Origin of the sequence: Leucothrix pacifica, assembly GCF_003172875.1 — a bacterium.
In the GTDB taxonomy this organism is placed as follows: domain Bacteria; phylum Pseudomonadota; class Gammaproteobacteria; order Thiotrichales; family Thiotrichaceae; genus Leucothrix; species Leucothrix pacifica.
Genome location: NZ_QGKM01000008.1, coordinates 73232 through 96236, shown reverse-complemented (window position 1 = coordinate 96236; position 23005 = coordinate 73232). Strand labels below are relative to the sequence as shown.

22 protein-coding genes are annotated in these 23005 nt (G+C 45.8%); 16 read left to right on the top strand and 6 right to left on the bottom strand.

What is annotated here, in order from left to right:
* The first annotated feature begins 249 nt into the window (after window positions 1-249).
* The 4 genes from DKW60_RS04910 (at window position 250) to DKW60_RS04895 (ending at window position 2743) form a co-directional block, all read left to right on the top strand.
* Complete coding sequence (locus DKW60_RS04910; RefSeq protein WP_109836550.1) at window positions 250-1446, top strand: RtcB family protein; 1197 nt, start codon at window positions 250-252, stop codon at window positions 1444-1446.
* A gap of 139 nt (window positions 1447-1585) precedes the next feature.
* The gene (locus tag DKW60_RS04905; RefSeq protein WP_109836549.1) at window positions 1586-1774 is read left to right on the top strand and encodes a hypothetical protein; all 189 of its coding nucleotides are present in this window, start codon (window positions 1586-1588) and stop codon (window positions 1772-1774) included.
* Between the two features lie 206 nt (window positions 1775-1980).
* Window positions 1981-2205, top strand: coding sequence for a hypothetical protein (locus DKW60_RS04900; RefSeq protein WP_109836548.1), 225 nt, complete (start codon window positions 1981-1983; stop codon window positions 2203-2205).
* 52 nt (window positions 2206-2257) lie between these two features.
* Window positions 2258-2743, top strand: a complete 486-nt coding sequence (locus tag DKW60_RS04895) for a flavin reductase family protein (RefSeq protein ID WP_109836547.1) — start codon at window positions 2258-2260, stop codon at window positions 2741-2743.
* Here the strand turns inward: DKW60_RS04895 and DKW60_RS04890 are convergent.
* Together DKW60_RS04890 and rapA are read right to left on the bottom strand one after the other, a co-directional pair.
* Window positions 2736-3659, bottom strand: coding sequence for an alpha/beta hydrolase (locus tag DKW60_RS04890; RefSeq protein ID WP_109836546.1), 924 nt, complete (start codon window positions 3657-3659; stop codon window positions 2736-2738). The genes DKW60_RS04895 and DKW60_RS04890 overlap by 8 nt on opposite strands.
* Entirely contained in the window at window positions 3656-6502 is a 2847-nt protein-coding gene (rapA, locus tag DKW60_RS04885) for an RNA polymerase-associated protein RapA (protein ID WP_109836545.1), read from the bottom strand. Before rapA ends, DKW60_RS04890 begins: the two co-directional genes overlap by 4 nt.
* A gap of 262 nt (window positions 6503-6764) precedes the next feature.
* Between rapA and DKW60_RS04880 the strand changes: the two genes are divergently transcribed.
* The 9 genes from DKW60_RS04880 (at window position 6765) to DKW60_RS04840 (ending at window position 15951) form a co-directional block, all read left to right on the top strand.
* On the top strand, window positions 6765-7592 hold the full coding sequence (locus DKW60_RS04880; protein ID WP_109836544.1) for a c-type cytochrome: 828 nt from the start codon (window positions 6765-6767) through the stop codon (window positions 7590-7592).
* Window positions 7593-7615: 23 nt separating this feature from the next.
* Window positions 7616-8446 carry a carboxylating nicotinate-nucleotide diphosphorylase gene (gene nadC / locus DKW60_RS04875; protein ID WP_109836543.1) on the top strand — a complete coding sequence of 277 codons (831 nt, stop codon included), beginning with the start codon at window positions 7616-7618 and terminating at the stop codon, window positions 8444-8446.
* A 495-nt stretch (window positions 8447-8941) separates the two neighbouring features.
* Window positions 8942-9592 carry a cell division ATP-binding protein FtsE gene (gene ftsE / locus DKW60_RS04870; protein ID WP_109836542.1) on the top strand — a complete coding sequence of 217 codons (651 nt, stop codon included), beginning with the start codon at window positions 8942-8944 and terminating at the stop codon, window positions 9590-9592.
* Between the two features lie 7 nt (window positions 9593-9599).
* On the top strand, window positions 9600-10559 hold the full coding sequence (gene ftsX, locus DKW60_RS04865; protein WP_109836541.1) for a permease-like cell division protein FtsX: 960 nt from the start codon (window positions 9600-9602) through the stop codon (window positions 10557-10559).
* A gap of 8 nt (window positions 10560-10567) precedes the next feature.
* The gene (gene mutL, locus DKW60_RS04860; protein ID WP_109836540.1) at window positions 10568-12496 is read left to right on the top strand and encodes a DNA mismatch repair endonuclease MutL; all 1929 of its coding nucleotides are present in this window, start codon (window positions 10568-10570) and stop codon (window positions 12494-12496) included.
* The gene (miaA, locus tag DKW60_RS04855; protein WP_109836539.1) at window positions 12496-13452 is read left to right on the top strand and encodes a tRNA (adenosine(37)-N6)-dimethylallyltransferase MiaA; all 957 of its coding nucleotides are present in this window, start codon (window positions 12496-12498) and stop codon (window positions 13450-13452) included. Before mutL ends, miaA begins: the two co-directional genes overlap by 1 nt.
* A 167-nt stretch (window positions 13453-13619) precedes the next feature.
* Window positions 13620-13853, top strand: coding sequence for an RNA chaperone Hfq (gene hfq / locus DKW60_RS04850; protein ID WP_026744930.1), 234 nt, complete (start codon window positions 13620-13622; stop codon window positions 13851-13853).
* Between the two features lie 126 nt (window positions 13854-13979).
* Window positions 13980-15230 carry a ribosome rescue GTPase HflX gene (hflX, locus tag DKW60_RS04845; protein ID WP_342767107.1) on the top strand — a complete coding sequence of 417 codons (1251 nt, stop codon included), beginning with the start codon at window positions 13980-13982 and terminating at the stop codon, window positions 15228-15230.
* 109 nt (window positions 15231-15339) lie between these two features.
* Entirely contained in the window at window positions 15340-15951 is a 612-nt protein-coding gene (locus tag DKW60_RS04840; protein ID WP_109836537.1) for a DUF1131 family protein, read from the top strand.
* A gap of 72 nt (window positions 15952-16023) precedes the next feature.
* Here the strand turns inward: DKW60_RS04840 and DKW60_RS04835 are convergent, their stop codons facing one another.
* Both DKW60_RS04835 and DKW60_RS04830 read right to left on the bottom strand, forming a co-directional pair.
* A complete protein-coding gene (locus tag DKW60_RS04835) occupies window positions 16024-17184 on the bottom strand; it encodes a glycosyltransferase (protein ID WP_109836536.1) in 1161 nt (386 codons plus the stop codon).
* 141 nt (window positions 17185-17325) lie between these two features.
* Complete coding sequence (locus tag DKW60_RS04830) at window positions 17326-18243, bottom strand: hydrogen peroxide-inducible genes activator (protein ID WP_109836535.1); 918 nt, start codon at window positions 18241-18243, stop codon at window positions 17326-17328.
* 160 nt (window positions 18244-18403) lie between these two features.
* Between DKW60_RS04830 and gorA the strand changes: the two genes are divergently transcribed.
* The gene (gene gorA, locus DKW60_RS04825) at window positions 18404-19765 is read left to right on the top strand and encodes a glutathione-disulfide reductase (protein WP_109836534.1); all 1362 of its coding nucleotides are present in this window, start codon (window positions 18404-18406) and stop codon (window positions 19763-19765) included.
* On the opposite strand, the gene DKW60_RS04820 is transcribed toward gorA, so the two are convergent.
* Window positions 19762-20469 carry a DUF3108 domain-containing protein gene (locus tag DKW60_RS04820; RefSeq protein WP_109836533.1) on the bottom strand — a complete coding sequence of 236 codons (708 nt, stop codon included), beginning with the start codon at window positions 20467-20469 and terminating at the stop codon, window positions 19762-19764. The two genes, gorA and DKW60_RS04820, sit on opposite strands and share 4 nt — an antisense overlap.
* A 206-nt stretch (window positions 20470-20675) precedes the next feature.
* Between DKW60_RS04820 and trxA the strand changes: the two genes are divergently transcribed.
* The gene (gene trxA / locus DKW60_RS04815; RefSeq protein ID WP_109836532.1) at window positions 20676-20996 is read left to right on the top strand and encodes a thioredoxin TrxA; all 321 of its coding nucleotides are present in this window, start codon (window positions 20676-20678) and stop codon (window positions 20994-20996) included.
* 239 nt (window positions 20997-21235) lie between these two features.
* Window positions 21236-22492, top strand: coding sequence for a transcription termination factor Rho (gene rho / locus DKW60_RS04810; RefSeq protein ID WP_109836531.1), 1257 nt, complete (start codon window positions 21236-21238; stop codon window positions 22490-22492).
* A 78-nt stretch (window positions 22493-22570) separates the two neighbouring features.
* Here the strand turns inward: rho and DKW60_RS04805 are convergent, their stop codons facing one another.
* Window positions 22571-23002 carry a hypothetical protein gene (locus tag DKW60_RS04805; protein WP_109836530.1) on the bottom strand — a complete coding sequence of 144 codons (432 nt, stop codon included), beginning with the start codon at window positions 23000-23002 and terminating at the stop codon, window positions 22571-22573.
* Window positions 23003-23005 lie beyond the last annotated feature (3 nt).

Below are 23005 nucleotides of genomic sequence, written 5' to 3'. Positions count from 1 at the left end.
AATTCACACCTAATTTAGGAGACAAATACATGCACGCACTCGCTTTGAACAACACCTAATGTCTCTCCGCTTAATTGCCGGGAGACAATTTATGTCATCCGGCAGTTAATGCGCACAAGGTTGCTGCATGTAATGAAGCCCCGGATGACTCTGTCTCCGGGGCTTTTTTATGCCCGGGAGCCTGATCAGACAAATCGCCCATGACAAGATGCGCGAACTGGTCAGGAAATTGAGAATAAGGGTTATCTCATGCCTGTTAAATTTACGCTCAATAAGGGCAAAGTACCGGTAAAAATATATACCGACGAGTTCGATAGCAACTCATTAGATCAGCTGGGCAATCTAGCTCAACTGCCATTTATACATAGTCATATTGCTGCCATGCCGGATGTTCATGCTGGTATTGGGGCCACCGTTGGTTCGGTTATTCCCACCAAAGGTGCGATCATTCCGGCTGCAGTCGGCGTGGATATAGGTTGTGGAATGAACGCAGTACGTTTGTCGCTTAAGGCAAATCAGCTTCCTGATAGTTTGCGACACGTTCGCAATGCGATTGAAGCCAAAGTGCCTGTTGGTTTTGATTCACACAAATACAATGCGGTGAAAGCATCCACCTTAAAACAAATGGATGCCGGACTTAAACCAATCATCGACAAGCACACTGGTTTGACCAAAATGGTAAAACATTTTCATCATACTTGGGGCAAACAGCTTGGGTCATTAGGTGGTGGTAATCACTTCATCGAGCTTTGTGTTGATGAAGCAGATGATGTTTGGATTATGCTGCATTCCGGAAGTCGTGGGATTGGCAATGCCATTGGTCGTTACTTTATTAGCCGTGCACAAAAAGAGATGGGGAATTTACTCGGCCACTTGCCGCATAAAGACCTCGCTTATTTTGAAGAAGGTACGAAGTACTTTGATGACTACATCGAAGCCGTAGGTTGGGCGCAGGATTACGCGACGATCAATCGCCGTGAAATGATGCGATTAGTCACCAGCGCAATCCAGCCACACTTGCCGGCTTTTACCGCAACCAAAGAAGCGATTAATTGCCATCACAATTATGTGGCCAGAGAAAATCACTTCGGTGCTGAAGTTTATCTGACCCGAAAAGGTGCCATTAGCGCTTATCAGGGTGAGCTGGGCATCATACCCGGTAGTATGGGCGAGCGATCGTTTATTGTCCGTGGTTTGGGTAATGAAACATCATTTTGCTCTTGCTCGCATGGTGCTGGTCGCGTGATGAGCCGTAGCAAGGCTAAAAAATTGTTTGATGCTGATGATCTGGCTAAACAAACGGATGGTGTCGAATGCCGAAAAGATAAAGGAGTCGTGGACGAAATTCCCGGCGCCTATAAAAATATCGATACGGTTATGGCTAATCAGTCTGATTTAGTTGAGATTGTTCATACGCTCAAACAAGTTGTCTGCGTCAAAGGTTAGCGGTACTGCTTAATGAAAACTAGACCACATGAACTTAGCACTGCAGTACAGGTCTCTAATGTATCTGTAGCTTACTTCATAGTATAAATTCAGAAGCGTTACAGATAATAAACGCCTACAAACCAAATGGAGGTTTCACATGGCAAAAGTAAAGCGCAATAAACCGCGTAATCCTGTCGCTAATGCGCCTATTATGCGCAAAGGCGGCGTCCATCAAAAAAGTCGTTCTGGTGAGCGACAGCAAGAGAAACAGCAGCTTAAACAGCTGGTATCTCGGGTTGAGGCCGGATCTTCCGGCCTTGATTTTAAACAATCAATCGCCGCCTGAATCTTGCACTAGCCCCACGCCTCTCCGTCAGCCCTGACAAGACTTAAAAACTAATCCCCTCTCTTCACATCAATAGCAATAGCAAAACACCCTAGTCCCATTAAGCTTCCACAAAGATAAATAAAATCAATAACGATTCATCGACTTCAAGCTTACAAACCAGCGATCATTCGATACTATATTCCACACAACTGGAGTCAAATATCATGTACCAACAAATGAACTGTAGCGGTTGTTACAAGGCTATGCTGCCGCGCGTACTCAGCGAAACCGCAGGAACACCGTTTACACAAAAGAAAATTCAATACTTTTGCCCACTCTGTGGACACGAACAAGCCGAAATGGGGGGAGGCATCAGGCCATGGGTTAAAAAGACTATTATTGTCATTGGTATGTTTGTATTAGTAACTACCTTCCTCTATACCATATAATCCGCTGCATTCCGGGCGACATTACTGCCCATCGACATTGAGATAAAAACGGATGCAGAAGCAAACTATTGATAAACATGACTTTCGTAAAGCGTTGGGGCAGTTCCCGACGGGTGTGACAATCATAACAACAGTCTCAGACACTGGCGAACACATCGGCATGACTGCCAGCAGCTTTAACTCTGTATCCATGAATCCTCCGCTTATCCTATGGAGCATCGATCATCGGGCGCATAGTTTGGAGATCTTTGAAAACTGCGAACACTTCGCAGTGAATATTCTTGGGGAGCAACAACGGGATCTATCTAATCTGTTTGCCAGTACAGGCGCTGATAAATTCAAAGATACAGATTTCACAGAGGGTGCCGGTAAAGTCCCGCTCCTGCCTAACTGCGTCGCACAACTCGAGTGCAAAACGTGGAACACCTACGACGGAGGTGACCACACAATAATTGTCGGCGAAGTGCTGTCCCTACGACACGATGACTCAGAATCCGCTTTAGTGTTCTATCAAGGTGACTATGCAGAGATTAAGTAAGTGCTAACTTTGTAGTGACGAAGTTACCAATTGACTCAATCGCGCGATTCGCTTCGGGTAAGAATGGCGCGAAGCCCTGAAACACATGCGGCATTTCATCCCACACTTCCAAACTGACATCACAGCCCTGAAGCTTGGCCTTTTCTGCCATGCGGGCTGACTCATCCAGCAGCACTTCTGCATCCCCCACCTGCAACAATAAGGGCGGAAACTGACTGAGATCGCCAAACAGCGGTGATAAATAAGGGTCACGAATATCCTGACCGGATGGTAAATACAGTTTCTGCAGTGCCTCAAAGATTGCCGGATGAATAATGGGATCGCGATCTGCCCGGGTTTTAATCGATGGACTACTGGCAGTAAAGTCTACGGCGGGTGAAATCGACACCACAGCATTTGGTGCTGGCACACCTAAATCCTGTAATCGCAGTACAGCGCTGAGCGCTAAATTCCCACCTGCAGAATCACCGCAAATCACAGTCTGTTTTGCCGCAGCTACACCCTCGGGACCATTGCCCAGCATCCACTCAAAAGCATCACAACAATCATGCAAACCAGCTGGAAACTGATGTTCTGGCGCTAAACGATAATCAACACTGAGAACCGCGCAACCTGTTGCACGCGAAATACGTGAAGTTAAGCCGCGATAGCCTTTAGGTGACCCGGAAATCCATGAGCCACCGTGAATGTACATCAGACGATGGTCAGGCTTAGCATTGTCAGCAATTACCCACTCCGCCTTAACACCACCAGCATCAACGTCATACCAATTACCATCCACCACGTGAGTACTCGGATCTACCGAGAAATAAGATTCAATCAGTTCACGACGTGCTGGCAGGTCGCGCAATAAATCAAAGGCTCGCTGCTGGATACCATCCAGATGATCAAATACGGCTTTCGTTTCCGGACTCATACAGTAATTAACACTCTGATTGCCTGAATTTCTAAGGTAGCACGTTGCAGATGCTCTTCAGCCAGTGCTATCTGATCCGTGAAGTACTCGATTTCTTCATCACGAATCGCAGGATTGACCGCCTGTAACACTTTCAAACGCGCCACTTCAGTTTGTAAACGCTCACGATTACATTGCTGCGCCATCTCAATCAGCGCTGGTAACTTTTGATTGGCTAAGGCATCTGCCTTTTCAATAATAGCCTCGATGTCAGTTCGGATTGCTGCAACACCCGCTTGGGCCGTCGCTTTCTTCACCCGCTCGGCACGCTGATTAATTAGTTCATGTGGAATTTTTTCTGCGTAATCCGTTCCCTTGGCGGTCAGGAGCATACGGGTCGGTGTTAGCGGTAAGCAGCTTTCCAGTTGCAATGACTTTGGCGCAATACAGCGCGTACCATACACCACCTCAAGCAAGAGTGAACCCGGACTCAACCCTTTTACAGGTAATGTTGCTACCGTCGCATTACCTGTTTCCCCACTGAGAATCATATCCATGGCATCCGCAACGAGCGGGTGCTCCCAGCTCAGGAAATCCATATCTTCACGGCTCAACGCAAACTGACGATCCGTTGTCACGGTCATATCATTTTCACGCAGCCCAGGAAATACATCCGTGAGCATTTGCTCAGTTGGCCGCAAAATCAAAGCCTGTTGCGAATGATATTCCTGATCGATATTAAAACAATCAAATAGCAGCTCTAAGTAATCATCTAAGGCTTCAGGGTCTTCAGCCACTTCAATTTTGTTAATTAATTCAGCTGCAACGTCTTTATTACAGGAGTTGATTTCCAATAAGCGATCGCGGCCCTGCTCCAAAGCCTCACGCATTTGCTCGGTGTATTCCGCTGTATCGGCAATCAGTGTCTCCAAGCCGATAGCATCATCGTTTTGCTCTAACTGCTCAAGCAAGGCATCTTCAAATCGTTCATATATTGCCTTACCCACTGCGCAGCTCTGTGTAAATTGATTTAAGCCTTGCTCGTACCACTTAAATAATACTTCCTGAGCACTGTCTTCCAGGTACGGTACATGAATTTGGATGGTATTTTTTTGACCGATTCTGTCCAAACGACCGATACGCTGCTCCAGCAGATCTGGATTTAACGGCAAATCAAACAGAATTAAGTGCTGCGCAAACTGGAAATTACGACCTTCTGATCCGATTTCAGAGCACACCAGTACCTGTGCACCATTTTCTTCATCAGTAAAGTAGGCTGCTGCACGGTCTCGCTCAACCACGGACAAGCCTTCATAGAACGCTGCACTGCGGATACCAGCACGCAACTGCAGGTAACCTTCCAAGGCAACGGCAGTTTCAGCGTTGGCACAAATGACTAATGCTTTTTGAGGCTTCAGTGCTTTAAGCTTTTCTTCCAGCCAATTCACACGCGGGTCAGCGCTCAGCCAGAGTAACTCCTCTGCCGCGGTCTCTGGCGTCAGACCTGCGACGCCACGCAGATCATCAACACTGTAAACGCTAGGCGCTTCCAGTGGGTAACCATGTAATTCACGCTCCGGGAAATCCGGGATAGCCGCACGTGTATTACGGAATAACACACGCCCTGTGCCATGCTGATCTAGCAACTGACGAATCAATTGTGATACCGAGGTTGCCTCCTGAGCCTGACCATCTTTAAGGTAGGGTTTTAAAGACGCAAGCTGTTTATCGGACAACACGGCATCATCAGGCAAGGACAACAAAGGCTGCACTACGTCATTTAACGCTTGATAACCCGCTTCTTCCTGACGGAAAGTTTCCAGATCGTGGAAGCGTGACGGGTCGAGCAGCCTCAGTCGGGCGAAGTGACTTTCAATACCTAATTGTTCCGGGGTTGCTGTTAACAGCAATACACCTGGAATGACTTTGGCCAATGCCTCTATACTGCTGTATTCATGACTAGCCTGTTCTGGTGACCACTCCAGATGGTGCGCTTCATCCACCACCATTAAATCGAATCCAGCCGCCTGAATTTGTTCCTGACGCATCGGTGAGTTCGCCAGGAAGTCGAGACTACACATAATTAACTGTTCGCTCTCGAACGGATTCAAGGCAGCCTCTGGTGCTTCTTCTTCACCGAACGGATCATCGGATTCATCAACGGCTAAGCGTGCTTCATTAAAGATAGAGAAATTCAGATTGAAACGTCTACGCATTTCCACCAGCCACTGGTGGACTAGTGACGGCGGCAGTACTAATAACACGCGACTTGCGCGCCCGGTGTGAATTTGCTGGTGTATCACCATCCCTGCTTCAATAGTTTTACCTAAACCAACCTCATCAGCCAGCAATACTCTTGGCGCATAGCGCTGTGCGACTTCGTTGGCAATGTAAATCTGGTGAGGGAGTAAATTAGTACGAGAACCCATCAAACCAGTCACGCCTGACTGTTGAAGACGGTGGGTTTGGCTTAGGGTTTTAACACGTAGTCGGAATGCATCACCGCGATCCAGCTGACTACTAAATAGTCGTTGTACTGGCGAGGTTAATTGAACAAAGCAATCCAGATTTGATTCCGGGACGATATGCTCAGCATCATCAGGGTCACTGCCAAAGTAGATGTAGACACCATTATTCTCCAGCACCTCATCAATGATTAACTGCTTACCATCATTCGTTTGGATTTTTTCACCAACTTTATAGATCACACGACTAAGAGGTGCATTGGTGACGGCGTAAGAACGTTCCTCTTCAACAGCCGGGAAATTAACGGTAATTAAGCGATCAGCAACCTCTGAAATGACTCCCAATCCCAACTGCGCTTCGGTATGGCTTACCCAACGCTGACCTACAATAAAATCCATAACGATGAAAATCTCTCTCTCAGTTGCAAAATGCTAGCTACCGCCGCACTTTACCAACTCTATGTCAGAGTGCAATGGTGGGGTATAAAACTTGTTATGAATTTTATCACGACACCCCTTTAGAAATTCTATACAGGCTATCTTGATTATTAACCGTTGCGCGGTAGAGCCTAAGCAGGCTTTAACTTATAATTGCTGTGCATAATACACAACGACTACTTGTTGTGTTTCACTATCGGGTGCACATTCATCAGGAGTAACCATGGAACAACACCCCCAAAAACAAGATTCGACAAGTCTAATTCTCATGATCGCCGGTGGTGCTGTTTTGGCACTGGCTGTAATTGCCTTGTTATCTAATCTGGGAAGTACCGTCGCTAAGAACAGTGTTGATGATCAGGCTAAAAAGGATTATCAACAAAAAGCTATGACCGCAGTGCTGCAACCTGTCGGCAATGTCGCTGCTGTTGATAAATCACTTGCACCCGTAGAGCGCTCTGGTGAGCAAGTCTACAACGCGGTGTGTGGAGCGTGTCATGCAACGGGCTTACTGAACTCGCCTAAAACCGGCTCTGAAGCTGACTGGTCAGTCCGCGCATCACTTGGTTTAGATGGATTGGTAACTTCTGCAATAAACGGTAAAGGTGCGATGCCTGCCCGTGGTGGTAATCCTTCCATCACTGATAAAGAAATTCGCTCAGCAATTGTCTTTATGACTGCGGATACTGGCATTGACTGGGATGCACCAGCCGATGGTAATAGCGCCGCTCAAGATGCAGAGCCAGCAGAAACTGATAAGACAGAAACTACAGCAGCTAGTGACAAAGCCCCGGCAGTGATGGTTAACAATGTTGCTGGCATTAATACATACGCTAAGAATTGTTATGTATGTCATGACAGCGGTGCCGCAGGTTCGCCAAAACTTGGCGATACAACCGCCTGGAGTGAGCGCCTTGCTAAAGGTCAGGACGCACTTTATGATTCAGCCATAAACGGTGTTAACGCAATGCCGGCTCGTGGTGGTAACTCAGCGCTTAGTGATGAGGACATCCAGGCTGCTGTTGACTATATGATTAGCACTGTCAAATAGTTAACCACTTAGGACACGACAAAATGACCCTGCCTGACAATATAAGCTCCATGGTGCAATTGGCACTTCGCGAAGATATTGGTGATGGAGACCTCACTGCCGATTTAATCGCAGAAGACAGCCAATCAGAAGCAACGGTCATTTGTCGCGAAGAAGCAGTCCTCTCGGGTCGTGCCTGGTTTGACGAAGTATTCAAACAGGTTGATCCTAGTGTGAAAATCACCTGGCACTTCGAAGACGGTGACCGTATTCCTGCGAATGCGATCATCGTCGAATTACAAGGCCCTTCCCGCTCACTACTCAGTGGCGAACGTGCAGCATTAAACTTCGTTCAGACCTTATCTGCAACAGCGACCCAGACTAACCAATACGTCACTAAAATCGCAGGCACCAATACGCGAATTCTGGACACTCGTAAAACATTACCCGGCTTTAGACTGGCACAAAAATACGCGGTTAGCTGCGGTGGTGGTAAGAATCACCGAATCGGTCTATACGATATGATTCTGATAAAAGAAAATCATATTATGGCAGCCGGTTCGATCACGAAAGCCATTCAGAATGCCCGTCAGCTGCACCCCGGCATTAAGATTGAAGTCGAGACTGAAACGTTTGCGGAGTTTGAAGAGGCTTGCGCTGCAGATGCAGATATTATCATGCTAGATGATTTCGACTTAGCCACCATGTGCAAAGCGGTGCAAAATAACCCCAAGAATATCCCATTGGAAGCATCAGGCGGTGTTAATCTGGACACAGTGCTGTCGATTGCAGAAACTGGTGTTGATTTAATCTCCGTTGGTGAGATTACCAAGAACATCGATGCCATTGATCTGTCGATGCGCTTCAAAACCTGACATAGCTACACCTTCCGACATTTTAATGTCACCTTATTCCAGACACTGTCACATTTTGACAGTGTCTTTTTGATTCCGCCTCAGAGAAACCTCCTCAAAACCATACATTTCAAACACTTAGCAAAACCTAATTAATTGGCACGCCGATTGCTATCTGTTAGTCAGGAAAAATAATAATAATAGATGGACTGAAAGAAGAGTATCGATGAGCCCGGTGGCAAACAACTAACAACACTAAATTAATAATAAAAATAAAGCCGGGAAAACAACAACAATAATCTTTGAGATACTCGCACCACAAGAACGCCACTTTTTGTCATTGGAAGTGGCGTTTTTCTTTGTCTGCGATTCAGGCAAGCTCGACCTTTTCTTAAATATTATCGAGTATCACACTGATGCGATTGTGTTTTGCCTGATAAAACGCGTAAAATCGGCTCTAATTTTTTGATCCCCACTAAGACATTAATATTAACAGGGGAATATAGGCAAGGCTGAATGATTGAATTACAGGATGTAAGCAAGAAGTACCCGACCGGGCAGATTGCACTCTACAACGTAAACCTGAAACTTCAAAAAGGTGAAATGGCTTTCCTGACAGGGCATTCTGGTGCAGGTAAGAGTACACTACTCAAGCTAATCGCTTTACTAGACAGACCAACACAGGGCAAAGTGCTGATTGACGACTTTGATATCAGCCAACTCAAACGCAATCAGGTCGCTAACTACAGACGTAGTATTGGCGTGATTTTTCAAGATCACCACCTGCTTTCTGACCGGACGATATTTGACAATGTTGCACTGCCACTGATGATTTCCGGGATGCGTCTGCCCGATATTGAACGACGTGTGCATGCAGCTTTGGATAAAGTGAATTTGATGTCCAAACAAAATGACTACCCGATGATGCTGTCAGCTGGTGAAAAACAGCGAGTTGGTATCGCACGAGCTGTCGTAAACAAGCCTAGCATTATTCTTGCCGATGAGCCGACTGGTAATCTGGACCCCGGCTTAGCCTCTGACATTATGCAAACTTTTCTTCAGTTCAATGACTTAGGGGCAACGATATTGATTGCCAGTCACGATCAACCACTGATCGAACGCATGGGCAAGCGCATTATCTCCCTTCAGAAAGTAAAGAGCAGGTGAGCCGATTATGAGTACCAGACAACAAGCCACCTCGCCACTTCGCAGTCGCATTACGCAACATAAAGAGGCGTTCTCCTACAGCTTGGCACATTTGTGGCAAAACCCAGTATCCACCTGGATCACGCTGGCGGCTATTGCAATTGCACTATCCTTGCCCGCAGGGTTGTATATTCTGCTGGGCAATCTAAAAACACTGACCGATGACAATCGTGAAGTGCCGACGATTTCGATTTACATCAAACAGAATATTACCGAACAACAAGCACAGGACCGGGCTGAGCTTTTGTCGGAGTTAAAAGACATCGAAAACGTTAAGCTCATCAAGCGTGAAGATGGCTTGAAGCACATGAAGCAAATTTCAGGTGTGCAGGACATCATAGACACAGTGGGTGGGAATCCGCTGCCTCACGTTTTGGTAGTGACGCCTCGCATGAGTATGTTTGGTGACTCAGATATTGATCTTGATGAACTAGCCCTGCGCCTAAAGAACTATCCTGAGGTTGACTCAGTACAAATGGATACTGAGTGGGTACAACGTCTCCGCGCTATTCTGAATATCGCTGAACGAGTAGTACTGGTTGTGGGATTCCTGCTTGGACTCACGGTATTACTTGTGGTGGGTAACACCATCCGACTCAATATTGAGAACCGTCGAGAAGAAATTGAAGTATCCCAGCTCGTGGGTGCCACCACGGCATATGTACGTCGTCCGTTTCTGTATGGTGGTATCTGGTACGGCCTGTTTGGGGGTATTCTTAGCTTAGTGATTGTCCACTCTTCACTGTTATTTATGATCGCACCGGTAAACAGGCTCGCTGAATTGTACGGTAGCCATTACTATGTAAGTGGTTTAGGCACTTTTGCTACTCTGATCATTTTAGTTTGCAGCAGTTTGTTAGGCTTATTTGGCGCATGGATCGCAATGGCTCAGCACTTACGAAGACAACACGCAATGCAGGATAGATAACCGCGACAATGTACATAAAACAGCTTCCATCACACCTGATCAATCAAATCGCTGCAGGCGAAGTGGTGGAGCGTCCGGCATCAGCAATCAAAGAGTTACTTGAAAACTCACTGGATGCTGGTGCGACACAAATTGATATCGACGTCGAACAAGGTGGCGTAAAGCGAATCCGCGTACGGGACAATGGCCGAGGGATAAGCAAGGAAGATTTGCCACTGGCACTGAGCCGTCATGCCACAAGTAAAATTGCCTCTCTGGACGACTTGGAACATGTATTGTCCTTTGGTTTTCGGGGGGAAGCACTTCCTAGTATTGCCTCGATATCAAGGCTGACGCTGAGTTCTCGTGAGGAAGGAGCTGAACAGGCATGGCAACTTCAAGGCAGTGGCCAGGAAAGCTTTGATGATCCGGAGCCCTGTTCTCATGCGGTTGGTACGACTATCGACGTGCGTGATTTATTCTTTAACGTGCCTGCCAGACGCAAATTTCTTAAAACTGAAAAAACAGAATTCCGTCATTTAGAAGATGTCGTCAAAAAGGTTGCTTTAAGCCGTTTTGAAACAGGCTTTACCCTTCGTCACAACCAAAAAACGGTATTGAATTTACGTCCCGCAACGACCATAGAAATGGCTGAACGCCGCGTATCGGAGATTTGCGGACCTGCCTTTACAGAGCAATCAATTCGGGTTGAGCATGAAGGAGCAGAGCTTCGCTTAACTGGCTGGATTGGCTTGCCTACATTTTCGCGCTCTCAGGCAGACCTGCAGTATTTTTATGTAAATCATCGCATTGTTAAAGACCGCGTAGTGACACATGCTGTTCGTCAGGCTTATCAGGATGTGCTGTATCACGGACGACACCCTGCCTATGTATTATTTCTGGATATTGATCCGGCCAAAGTTGATGTAAATGCACACCCGACAAAACACGAGGTTCGCTTCAGAGAGTCTAGCTTGGTTCATGGTTTTTTATATCGCAGCCTACATCGCACGTTGGCAGATATTCGCCCACAAGACCAACTTAGTGACGACGCAAGCGGGAGCGAATCAACCGCAGATCAATCAACGGCCAACTCACTAAAAGCCTCGCTGAATTATGCGTCGATGTCAGAACAACGCCCGTTGCATATTCCGGTGAATCAACAGGTCGATTTATACCGCCGCCTTCATGGGAGCGACGGTGTGGCAGAGACACCTGCACCTAGCAGCGGACAAAATAGTCAGGCATTCACGCAACTAAATACAAATACAAATACAAATACAAATACAAATACAAATACAAATACAAATACAAGCTTAGCTGGTGGTATGCACTCGATGCCAGTTCAGGTTGATCATGAGACAACTGGTGAAGCCCCACCACTTGGTTTTGCGCTCGCTCAATTGCATGGCATATTTATACTCGCTCAGAATACTCAAGGATTAATTGTTGTCGATATGCATGCGGCGCATGAGCGAATCACCTATGAATATCTGAAACGTAGTATGTCAGCTGACAGTATCCGCTCACAACCGCTGCTGGTACCGCTAGCAATTTCTGTGAGCAAGAAAGAGGCGGACTGCTCAGACACCAATAGTGAAACCTTCGAGCGATTAGGCTTCAAAATTGACCGCTTATCTCCTGAAAAAATCACCATACGCGCTGTGCCAAGCCTGCTAAAAAACGCAGATGTTGAAGGCTTAGTCAGGGATGTATTATCAGACCTGATTACTCACGGAAGCAGCCAACGAATTCAGGAAGCCATGAATGAAATACTATCAACCATGGCCTGCCACGGCTCTGTGCGCGCCAATCATCGTTTAACGATTCCGGAGATGAACGCCCTGCTTCGAGATATGGAGCGAACTGAGCGCAGCGGCCAGTGCAATCATGGACGCCCAACATGGACTCAGCTATCCGTCGATCAACTGGATAAACTTTTCATGAGAGGTCAGTAATGAGTAGCAATGACACCACCTTGCCACCTGCGATCTTCATTATGGGTCCGACGGCATCTGGCAAAACTGATCTGGCAGTTGATTTAGTTGACAAATATCCCTGTGAATTAATTAGCGTCGATTCTGCACTAGTCTTCAAGGGAATGGATATTGGTACCGCTAAGCCAGACGAAGAAACACTGAGGCGCGCTCCACATAAACTCATTAGCTTTCTTGATCCGTCAGAAAGTTATTCCGCAGCGGACTTTCGCCGCGATGCACTCGCTGAAATGAAAACCGCTACAGAAGCGGGGAAAGTGCCCGTATTAGTTGGTGGCACCATGCTCTACTTTAGAGCTCTCGAACAAGGTTTAGCTGATATGCCGGATGCGAATCCGGAAATACGAGCCAAGCTCACACAGGAGGCTGAAGCCAACGGCTGGCAGTCCTTACATGATCGGCTTGCTCAAGTAGATCCCGAATCAGCAGCGCGTATTCACCCCAATGACCCACAAAGATTACAGCGCGCACTTGAGGTATACGAGGTCAGCGGTGTGTCAATGACCGAGCTACACAAACGTGCTGCGGTCAATGCAGTTCCTTATCGATTACTAAAAATTGCATTAATCCCTTCAGATAGAGAATGGCTAAGAAAACGCGCAGAATTACGTTTTGACCTGATGACAGAAGCTGGCTTTATTGATGAAGTAAAGGCGCTTTATGAACGAGGTGATTTGCACGAAAATTTACCGGCAATTCGCTCAGTCGGGTACCGGCAGGCTTGGGATTACTTAACAGGTAAGGTAAACTACGAGGAGATGAGAAGTCGCGCGATCATCGCAACAAGACAGCTGGCTAAACGACAGTTGACTTGGTTACGTTCTGAGCAAGGAATCACCACACATGATCCGCTCAATAATGACACTTCGTCGATATTAGCCGAAATTGATGCTTTTTTGTCAGCTAAACAGGGTTAGTATGTCGAAATGTGCTTTTAGTTCAATGGAATATACTGGTATCATTCTAATCGAACTATGAAAACGCACCTATGAAGCCCAGGTATAAGAGACAGATCGATCCTGAGTTGCGAGCAACACATAAAATATAGCAATAACCACAACTGAAAAGAATTAAGGAGATACACATGTCGTCTAAGGGACACATGCTACAGGAACCGTTTTTGAATGCACTTCGAAAGGAAAGAATCCCGGTAGCAATTTATCTGGTAAATGGAATTAAACTTCAAGGACATGTCGAGTCTTTCGACCAGTTTGTTGTTCTACTGGGTAACGCAGTCAGCCAGTTAGTCTACAAGCACGCTATTTCTACTATCGTACCTTCGCGCCCTATTAAGCTGAACATCGAAGAATCAGAATAAGCATTGAAGTCAGAACTATACCCCGCAGGAATCTCATTCCTGCAATTGCTTACAACCATACATAGCGGTTAGCAATTGGAACTTTTTGATATACCAAAGCATGGCGAATCCAGAATTGATACCGCCGTGCTGGTCCAAATGAACTTTAACTCCCTGAGTGATAAACGAGATGAACACGAGTTCAAAGAACTTGTTCGATCTGCGGGAGCTACCGAAGTTGCCTTCATAAAAGGCGGACGTGCTGCTCCGGACTCACGATATTTTGTGGGCAAAGGTAAAGCCGACGAAATCCATCACATCATCAAAGCCACTGAGCCTGACGTAGTCATCTTCGATCACGACCTCAGCCCTGCTCAGGAGCGTAATCTGGAAAAAGCACTTGAGTGCAGAGTCATGGATCGTACTGGCTTGATTCTGGATATCTTCGCACAACGCGCTCGCTCACATGAAGGTAAGCTGCAGGTTGAGTTAGCACAACTCAGACACATGTCTACGCGCTTGATACGGGGCTGGACGCATCTTGAGCGCCAAAAAGGCGGTATTGGTATGCGTGGTCCAGGTGAGACACAGCTCGAAACAGACCGCCGTTTAATCTCTATTCGTATTAAGCAGATCAACAAACGCCTTGCCAAAGTCAATAAGCAACGCGAACAAGGTCGTCAGTCACGCAAGAAAGCTGAAATACCCACCGTGTCATTAGTGGGTTACACCAATGCGGGCAAATCAACGCTTTTTAACCGCATGACCGAGTCTGAGGTGTATGCAGCAGATCAACTCTTTGCGACGCTAGACCCCACACTGCGCCGCATTGATCTTGAAAACCAGCAATCCATTATTCTTGCGGACACCGTTGGATTTATCCGAGATTTACCTCACGATCTGGTTGCCGCTTTTCGCGCGACACTTCAGGAGACAACAGAAGCTGACTTAATCCTGCATGTTATGGATAGTCACGATGATCAACGCGAAGAATTCAAATCACAGGTTAATGACGTCATTCATTCTCTGGGCGCGGAAAAAACGCCACAGATTGAAGTAATGAACAAAATTGATCTGCTGCATCAAGAGCCTCGAATTGATCAAGGCTATGACGGGCAACCGACCAGAGTCTGGCTATCAGCTGTCACCGGCGAAGGAATCGATCAACTGCTTACCTTATTGAGCAGCACTTTTTCAGATCAAGTATTTAAAGGCAATCTAAAACTGCCACCCGCATTGAGCCGACTGCGTGCCGGTCTTTATGAGGAAGAAGCCATTATGAGTGAAGACATCAGTGAGCGTGGCGAATACCTTCTTTCTGTGAGCATTACAAAACGACGACTTAATAGTCTGCTCAGTAAAGAGTCCATTGAACTAGAAAGCATCCTGGATCAATAATTTCATTATAATTAAGCATTTAAGAAGCCTTATTAAAGTGCAATATATTGTTTAAGCAAGTAGTTTGTGCCAGAATAGCCCTCAAAACATCTCTACAGGGGCAAAAAACATGTTCATAAAACTACAACGTTGGCTCGGGGCGGCCATCATTGTTAGCCTACTGAGTGGTTGCGGTGATGAAATTACTTCTTCATCGGCGAATGCACAGACTAACAACGATAATGCAACTAGTACTACTAATAAAAACCGACTCACGATATCAAATAAAGGTGTAGGGCCGATTAACAGCACTACACGTTTTAATATTCATGATATTACAGTGGCTTTTCCAAATTATAGCGTCGTGCAGCAGTTAATCTTTCAGGAAGGTGAATCTTATCCGGTCATTAGCGTGTCAAAAGGCGCTAAAAGACTGATGACACTAAACCCTACGACAGATTTAAATTCAATCTACTCGGTAGTGGTTGAGGATAATCTGATTAGTAATAGCCTTAACCACCGTTTAGGAACTATATTCAGCGATATATTTACCGATATCACAAACAACTACACCTGCCAGGCAGGGGTTGAAGAGATGTCAGGGAAGGTACTTTGCCTACCTCCACAGGCTAGCAACATGCTTTACTTATTTACCGGCAAGTGGAGCGGTCCGGATGGCAAAACACCACCACCGGATATACTTCGTGGGTGGGCCTTGGAGTCTATTATCTGGAAACCTTAATCCATCCAATTCTGCACAACGAAAAATAGCGACGTTAAGTCGCTATTTTTTATCTGTCAGCAACCTTGCTAATCAGGAAACGGCACCACTCAGAGCACCCGTACGATCATTAATGCGATGCAGTGTTCGATATAAATCTTCATGCTGTTTCACTTGCTGTTCCAGTGTAAAATTATCAAGGCATCGCTGACGAGCTTTCTGTCCTAAAGCTTTGCGCTCATCCTCACTTAATACAACAATCTTTTCCCAGCTTTCAGCCATCGCCTGATCATCATCAACAGGCACGACATACCCCGTATCCGCAATGATATAAGCATTATCCCCAACATCAGTTGCTACACAGGGAACGGCTGACACCATTGCCTCACCAAGTGTGAGCGGAAATGCCTCACCCAAAGAAGTCAGTGTGGCAATATCATAAGCATTCACGATTTCAGGAATATCTTCACGATTACCTAACATATAGACCTTTCCGTCCAAGCCCAACTCGCCAATCAGATCAGTCAGTGTTGAATTATTCTCATCAACATTAGTGCCAACCAACATGAAACGAACATGATCGTATTTTTCAGCAAGAATCGCAGCAGACCTCAGAAAGCCAACATGATTTTTCTGTCGGTGATAACGCGCAGTTTTTCCAATAACAATGCAATTTTCCGGAATACCAAGTGATTCACGGATGGCTAAACCTTTTTCTTTCGCTGGACCAAACCTGCTGGTGTCGACTCCGTTTGGAATGACCAGCGCTTTTTGATTGTTAAAACCATAAGCAAGGTGCTGTTCCATATTAAGGTGTGACACATACATCAGGCATTCGGGTGAGCCGGACATTTTGCCCCATAAACGAAGCTGCAAACGCTTACGCAAAGGCTCTTCATCATAATGCTCTAATGGCTCGTGAACCGTCCAAATGACATGTGGCTGCTTAGGTAGGAAACGTCGGCACAATGTGCCAAATACACCACCCTGATACATCGTTCCATGAATAACATCAGGATTGAATTGTCTGAGCAACTGGAACCCTTTCCATAGAGCAAAAGGTTGCTTTCGAAGGCATAAAGAATGCACGGGTATACCCAGCTCTCGAATACGATCAGCCAAGTAGGTATCGCGATCCATTGAAATCACCATCATTTCAAATTCATCATGATCCATTGCAGCGATTAATCGCATTAACTGAACTTCAGCACCACCAGTTTCCAGACCGGTAGAAATATGGGCAACTTTTATCATTCTATACACCAGATATTTTTATGATTGGTACAAGTATAGACATTGGTTATTTGACGAATCGACTTTCAACTGACAGGTGGCGACATTAGGGAGTCTAGCTGTCGTTTCAGAATCATTATCCTCAAGAGTCAGCTGATGGAGCTACTCGCCTCTGCTTTGAAACAACTCCTTATGCATTGTGGCGATAACCTCACCTAGCATTTTAAATTCCTCGCCACGCGCGCTTCCCTTTCGCCAGGCTAATCCTATATCACGGTATCTTTGCTCCCCAATCGGATAGGTCTTAATATCCGTGTGTCTGAGGATCATGGAATCTTTTGCCATATCCGTCAGGTAAGTAATACCAATATCAGAGTCCACCATCTCAATCAGCGTGTACAGACTACTCGCCGCAAACCGACTAACCGTTTCCTGATTCTGTATTTTACAGGCAGACAAAGCGTGATCCCTCAAACAATGACCATCCTCCAACAGCAACACACTTTCATCAGGCAATGAATGAAAGTTATAACAGGTGGGATCTAAAAATCGTGTATCTTTATGGCAGGCCAACAAAAAGTGGTCTCGAAATAAGGTAAAAGTCTCTACATTACTCAGCTTATATGGCAGTGCCAGCAGCACAACATCCAACTCACCAGACATCAATCGCCCGTATATGGACTGAGTAGTATCCTCTCTCAAATATAACTGCAAGTCAGGGAAAGACTCTCTCAAACGCGGCATGAGTGATGGCAACACAAATGGCGCAATGGTGGGTATCACCCCCATATTCAAACGTCCGGTCAGCATCTCCTGATTACTTCTTGCGACCTCGGCCAAATACTCAATATCCCGCAGGCAATGACGTGCCTGATTCGCAACCTCTCGCCCTATCCGGGTAATCGTTACATTTTTATTGGTTCTGTCGACAAGCTGTGCACCAAGATGACTCTCCAACTCCTTAATCGCTACACTAAACGCTGACTGAGAAACAAAACAAGCTTCAGCAGCTTTACCAAAATGCTCCTTCTCTTCCAAGGCTACAAAATATCTTAACTGTTTAACGGTAGGTAAATTCATTGTTCTGTTTTACAAATCACAAAAAAGTAATCCATTCAACTTACCAAAATTAGGATAAGACATACAGCCAACTGCCCGAATGAATCAACACTTCTGTTATGCCCTACATGTGGTTAAACTAGTGAATTACTATGATTAAACACTGATAGGTTGGATTTTGATGAGTACGCATTACGACTTGATTGCAATTGGTGCGGGCAGCGGTGGCTTATCCATTGTTGAACGTGCTTCAGAATACGGTGCTAAAACTGCGGTTATCGAGTCTGGTGAGCTCGGTGGCACTTGTGTCAATGTTGGTTGTGTTCCAAAGAAAATCATGTGGTATGGCGCAAGCCTGTCACACTCTCTTGATGACGCTCAGGACTACGGTTTCGAAGTCACCAGAGGCAAGTTGGACTGGCAAAAGCTAGTCGCTAAGCGTGATAACTACATCGGAAATATCACAGACTGGTATCAGGATAGTTTTTTATCGGATCGCGGCATTGACCTGATTCGTGGTTTCGCACGCTTTGTCGACAACACAACGATCGAAGTAGATGGCAAGATTTACACCGCTGATAAAATCGTTATTGCAACCGGTGGTCACCCTGTTATTCCTTCTCATGTTCCCGGCGCGGAATATGGAATCACTTCCGATGAGTTTTTTAACGATCTCGATGAACGCCAACCACAAAAAGTCGTGGTCGTTGGTGGCGGCTATATTGCATTGGAGCTAGCGATGCTGATGAATGCGCTGGGTTCAGAAGTGCATTTACTTCATCAGGGAAGAACAATGCTGCGTAAGTTTGACGGCATGTTACGACGCGCCCTACGCAAGCAACTAGATGATGACAAAGTGTTTATCAATGATAACGCCATGATCGATCGTGTTGAGCGACTAAACAACGACAAGCTCAATATCTTTTATGATGATGGCAGTAGCATTGGCAATGTAGACAGCCTAATTTGGGCGGTCGGCAGACGACCAAATACAAATAATATCGGTCTGGAAAACACGGATATTGAGGTCAATGACGATGGCACCATTCCTGTTGACGATGAAGAGCGTACCAACGTCAGCCATATCTTTGCCATTGGCGATATTATTGGTAAAGCCCAGTTGACCCCGGTTGCAATTGCTGCTGGTCGCCGCATGGGCGATCGTCTCTATGGCAATAAACCAAGCCGTAAAATGGTCTACGATGACATCGCAACGGTCATGTTCACCCACCCGCCTATAGCCACCATGGGACTAAGTGAAGAAGCAGCACGCGAGCAACATGGTGATGCAGTCAAGACCTATACAACGGATTTTGTACCGATGTATCACTCACTGACACGGCATCAGGTAAAGACCCATATGAAGCTGGTTGTTTTGGGCGAGGAAGAGAAAATAATCGGCTGTCACATGATTGGGACAGGTGTTGACGAGATGATGCAAGGTTTTGCAGTGGCTATCCGCATGGGAGCGACTAAACAGGACTTTGACGACACGATCGCTATACATCCTGTTAGCGCTGAAGAACTTGTTACGATGCGTTAACGGCCTCGTGAGTAACGATTCAGTATTGACTTAATAATCGAGTCTTTCTCCCGGTGATACATTTGAGCCGGGAGATAGTCCAACTCTTCTGCCATCCAAAACGTTGTTTCACGATTATTATCCGCACGCTTCACCGACACCTTGATGGTATTAAACACTCCGGCATTCGTTTGTAGCTTTTCACTTCCTAAGCGCACGACGGTATACGTCTTAACCTCGCCTCTTTCCATTACCGGGTAAACCAGTGTCGGAAGTCCTCGTTTCAGATCCCTGGCAACAACCATCTCCAGTGCACTACGATCCACAACATTTGCTGGCGTTGCCACACTATATGCCTTGTCCTTATAGATGCCAGTGGCCTGACCTTGTACAAAACGAGCTTGCTCAACACGAGTCTTGCTTCGGGTTCGCTCATCGTAAAGATAAGTAAGAGGAATGATTGCATGCCCGGCAATCTTGCCAGCGGACTTTTCAGTAATACTGGCATTGGTGAGCAATTTAGCCCACCCAGTCGCTTTTGTGGTCTTCTTGTATTCGTACTGATCACCGGAATACATGAGTGTGCTTTCTAAATATCCGACGGATTTATTATTTCGATAGACATCGTAGACTGCTGTCATCGCCCCCGGAACAGCAAACACTTGTGATGATAAAATCATCAAAGCAGACACTAGTCCAGTGCGGAGTACCCTTGATCGCAACATGCTAAACCTCTTTTTTATAATGTAATGTGACAGAGTGGTAAGGTACAACTAAAGTTCCTTTGTATCTGCATGACTGGTTGCAGCAAATGCCCCGCCAGAAAAATTTATACTTGATATTTCACAAGCAAGCCTGATAATCAGATAGAGAATACGAAAAACATACGCCTTCACAGCGCGATTCGCTAACGAATAATAGAGGTTTTCAAGTGAGTATAGTAGAACTAAGTGATGACAACTTCGATGAAGAAGTACTTAAAAGCAACCAGCCAGTCTTGGTTGATTATTGGGCGGAATGGTGTGGTCCCTGCAAATCAATCGCACCACTGTTAGGCGAAGTCGCTGAAGAATATACCGACAAAATCAAAGTCGCTAAATTAAACATTGATGACAACCCAAAAACGCCACCTACTTACGGTATTCGTGGTATCCCAACCCTGATGCTATTCAAAGATGGTGAAGTCAAGTCTACAAAAGTCGGGGCTTTAACCAAGTCCCAGCTCACCTCATTCCTGAATGAGAACATCTGATTAGTCCTTACACACCCCGACTCTACAAAAAAAGAGTCGGGGTTTTCAACGTTAGCTATAGACACCCTTATTTCCTCATGCTAGGCTAACGTATATCGAGTGTTTCTCGATGCTTCTATTCTCAGTTCGCCGTTCCCGCGACATATAATCTGAGTCACTAAATCAAATAGAGCCTGTCATTGATTCGAACGTTAAACCGTTCCTTTAATCTTATTTAAAATCAAAAAAATTTATCATCCATGAACCTAACCGAACTTAAACATAAATCCCCCTCTGAAATTCTGGAAATCGCCAAAGAACTCGGTGTTGACGGCATGTCACGTGCCCGTAAACAAGACGTTGTCTTTGCGATTTTAAAAGCGCTTGCTAAAAAAGGTGAAGATATTCACGGTGATGGCGTGTTGGAGATTCTACAGGACGGCTTTGGCTTCCTGCGCTCCGGAGACAGTAACTACGTTGCTGGTGCGGATGATATCTATGTTTCACCTAGTCAGATCCGTCGTTTTGGTCTGCGCACAGGTGATACCATATCTGGAAAAATACGCACACCGCGTGATAACGAGCGTTACTTCGCGCTGCTGAAAGTTGATACCATCAACTTCGAGTCTCCCGAAAATGCCCGCAATAAGATTCTATTTGAAAATCTGACACCACTTCACCCCAATGAGCGCATGCGCATTGAACGTGGTAACGGTAGTACAGAAGACATCACAGCCCGTGTTATCGATATTGTTTCTCCTATCGGTAAAGGCCAGCGTAATCTGATTATCGCACCTCCGAAAGCGGGTAAAACAATGATGCTACAGAATATTGCTCAGAGCATCGCGACAAATTACCCGGAGTCACACCTGATCGTTCTACTGATCGATGAGCGCCCGGAAGAGGTAACAGAAATGTCCCGCATGGTTCAGGGTGAAGTTATTTCATCAACCTTTGACGAGCCGGCAACGCGCCATGTTCAGGTTGCTGAGATGGTTATCGAGAAAGCCAAGCGCATGGTTGAACACAAAAAAGATGTCGTCATCCTGCTTGACTCCATTACACGTCTGGCACGTGCTTACAATACGGTTGTGCCTTCATCTGGAAAGGTATTGACTGGTGGTGTTGATGCAAACGCACTGCAACGACCGAAGCGTTTCTTTGGTGCAGCGCGTAACATCGAAGAAGGCGGCAGCCTGACTATTCTGGCTACGGCATTGATAGATACTGGCTCCAAAATGGACGAAGTTATCTACGAAGAATTTAAAGGTACAGGTAACTCCGAAATCCATCTGGACCGAAAAATTGCTGAGAAGCGAGTATTCCCTGCAATCAATATTAATCGTTCAGGCACACGTCGCGAAGAACTTCTGGTTAATGAGGAAGAGCTTCAGGCACTGTGGATTCTGCGTAAATTCTTACATCCGATGGATGAAGTCGAGTCTATGGAGTTCTTATTCGATAAGCTTCAGTCGACACAGACGAATGAAGAATTCTTTGCGTCAATGAAGCGATAAGCAACTACGCAAAACAGTAATGAAAAGGGACGTAAAAATTTACGTCCCTTTTTTTATATTCAAAATAAATCGAAATAATTAATCTATTTTGATTTTAATGGATGATTGCGTTAATTCTGGTTTAGCAGCTTTGCCTGCGACGGGCTGCGGTAACAGCTCCAGTAGCGTAATACGCTTGCCAAAGGCCTGCTCTGAATTATTGATTTTTTCAACGTTAACGGTGCCAAGTTTCAGCGCTTTACTCTCACCTTTAGCATTCTTAACTGTCGCTGCCACAACGGCAACGCCGCTCCAAACACAACGCGCATTTATCGGGCATCGGGAATCCGAATCAATCTTATCAAAACTCACTGATAAACCGGTATCCCCCGCTTTAACCGTTTTGCTCATAGGTACAGTGATTTCAGTAACGACCGGATCTTTTCGATAGTCGTATGCTGGTGACGTGCAACCGCTTATAAAGCCTACTAACAAACCCGTTGTTATAATTTTAATTGGTAGTTTATTCATTAA

Coding starts and splice junctions, on each gene's coding strand:
- DKW60_RS04880 (WP_109836544.1), top strand. CDS start 6,765: ATGGAACAACACCCCCAAAAACAAGATTCGACAAGTCTAATTCTCATG.
- gorA (WP_109836534.1), top strand. CDS start 18,404: ATGAGTACGCATTACGACTTGATTGCAATTGGTGCGGGCAGCGGTGGC.
- DKW60_RS04830 (WP_109836535.1), bottom strand. CDS start 18,243: ATGAATTTACCTACCGTTAAACAGTTAAGATATTTTGTAGCCTTGGAA.
- DKW60_RS04890 (WP_109836546.1), bottom strand. CDS start 3,659: ATGAGTCCGGAAACGAAAGCCGTATTTGATCATCTGGATGGTATCCAG.
- DKW60_RS04820 (WP_109836533.1), bottom strand. CDS start 20,469: ATGTTGCGATCAAGGGTACTCCGCACTGGACTAGTGTCTGCTTTGATG.
- miaA (WP_109836539.1), top strand. CDS start 12,496: ATGAGTAGCAATGACACCACCTTGCCACCTGCGATCTTCATTATGGGT.
- DKW60_RS04910 (WP_109836550.1), top strand. CDS start 250: ATGCCTGTTAAATTTACGCTCAATAAGGGCAAAGTACCGGTAAAAATA.
- rapA (WP_109836545.1), bottom strand. CDS start 6,502: ATGGATTTTATTGTAGGTCAGCGTTGGGTAAGCCATACCGAAGCGCAG.
- DKW60_RS04900 (WP_109836548.1), top strand. CDS start 1,981: ATGTACCAACAAATGAACTGTAGCGGTTGTTACAAGGCTATGCTGCCG.
- mutL (WP_109836540.1), top strand. CDS start 10,568: ATGTACATAAAACAGCTTCCATCACACCTGATCAATCAAATCGCTGCA.
- ftsX (WP_109836541.1), top strand. CDS start 9,600: ATGAGTACCAGACAACAAGCCACCTCGCCACTTCGCAGTCGCATTACG.
- ftsE (WP_109836542.1), top strand. CDS start 8,942: ATGATTGAATTACAGGATGTAAGCAAGAAGTACCCGACCGGGCAGATT.
- DKW60_RS04805 (WP_109836530.1), bottom strand. CDS start 23,002: ATGAATAAACTACCAATTAAAATTATAACAACGGGTTTGTTAGTAGGC.
- DKW60_RS04905 (WP_109836549.1), top strand. CDS start 1,586: ATGGCAAAAGTAAAGCGCAATAAACCGCGTAATCCTGTCGCTAATGCG.
- DKW60_RS04840 (WP_109836537.1), top strand. CDS start 15,340: ATGTTCATAAAACTACAACGTTGGCTCGGGGCGGCCATCATTGTTAGC.
- DKW60_RS04835 (WP_109836536.1), bottom strand. CDS start 17,184: ATGATAAAAGTTGCCCATATTTCTACCGGTCTGGAAACTGGTGGTGCT.
- DKW60_RS04895 (WP_109836547.1), top strand. CDS start 2,258: ATGCAGAAGCAAACTATTGATAAACATGACTTTCGTAAAGCGTTGGGG.
- nadC (WP_109836543.1), top strand. CDS start 7,616: ATGACCCTGCCTGACAATATAAGCTCCATGGTGCAATTGGCACTTCGC.
- rho (WP_109836531.1), top strand. CDS start 21,236: ATGAACCTAACCGAACTTAAACATAAATCCCCCTCTGAAATTCTGGAA.
- hfq (WP_026744930.1), top strand. CDS start 13,620: ATGTCGTCTAAGGGACACATGCTACAGGAACCGTTTTTGAATGCACTT.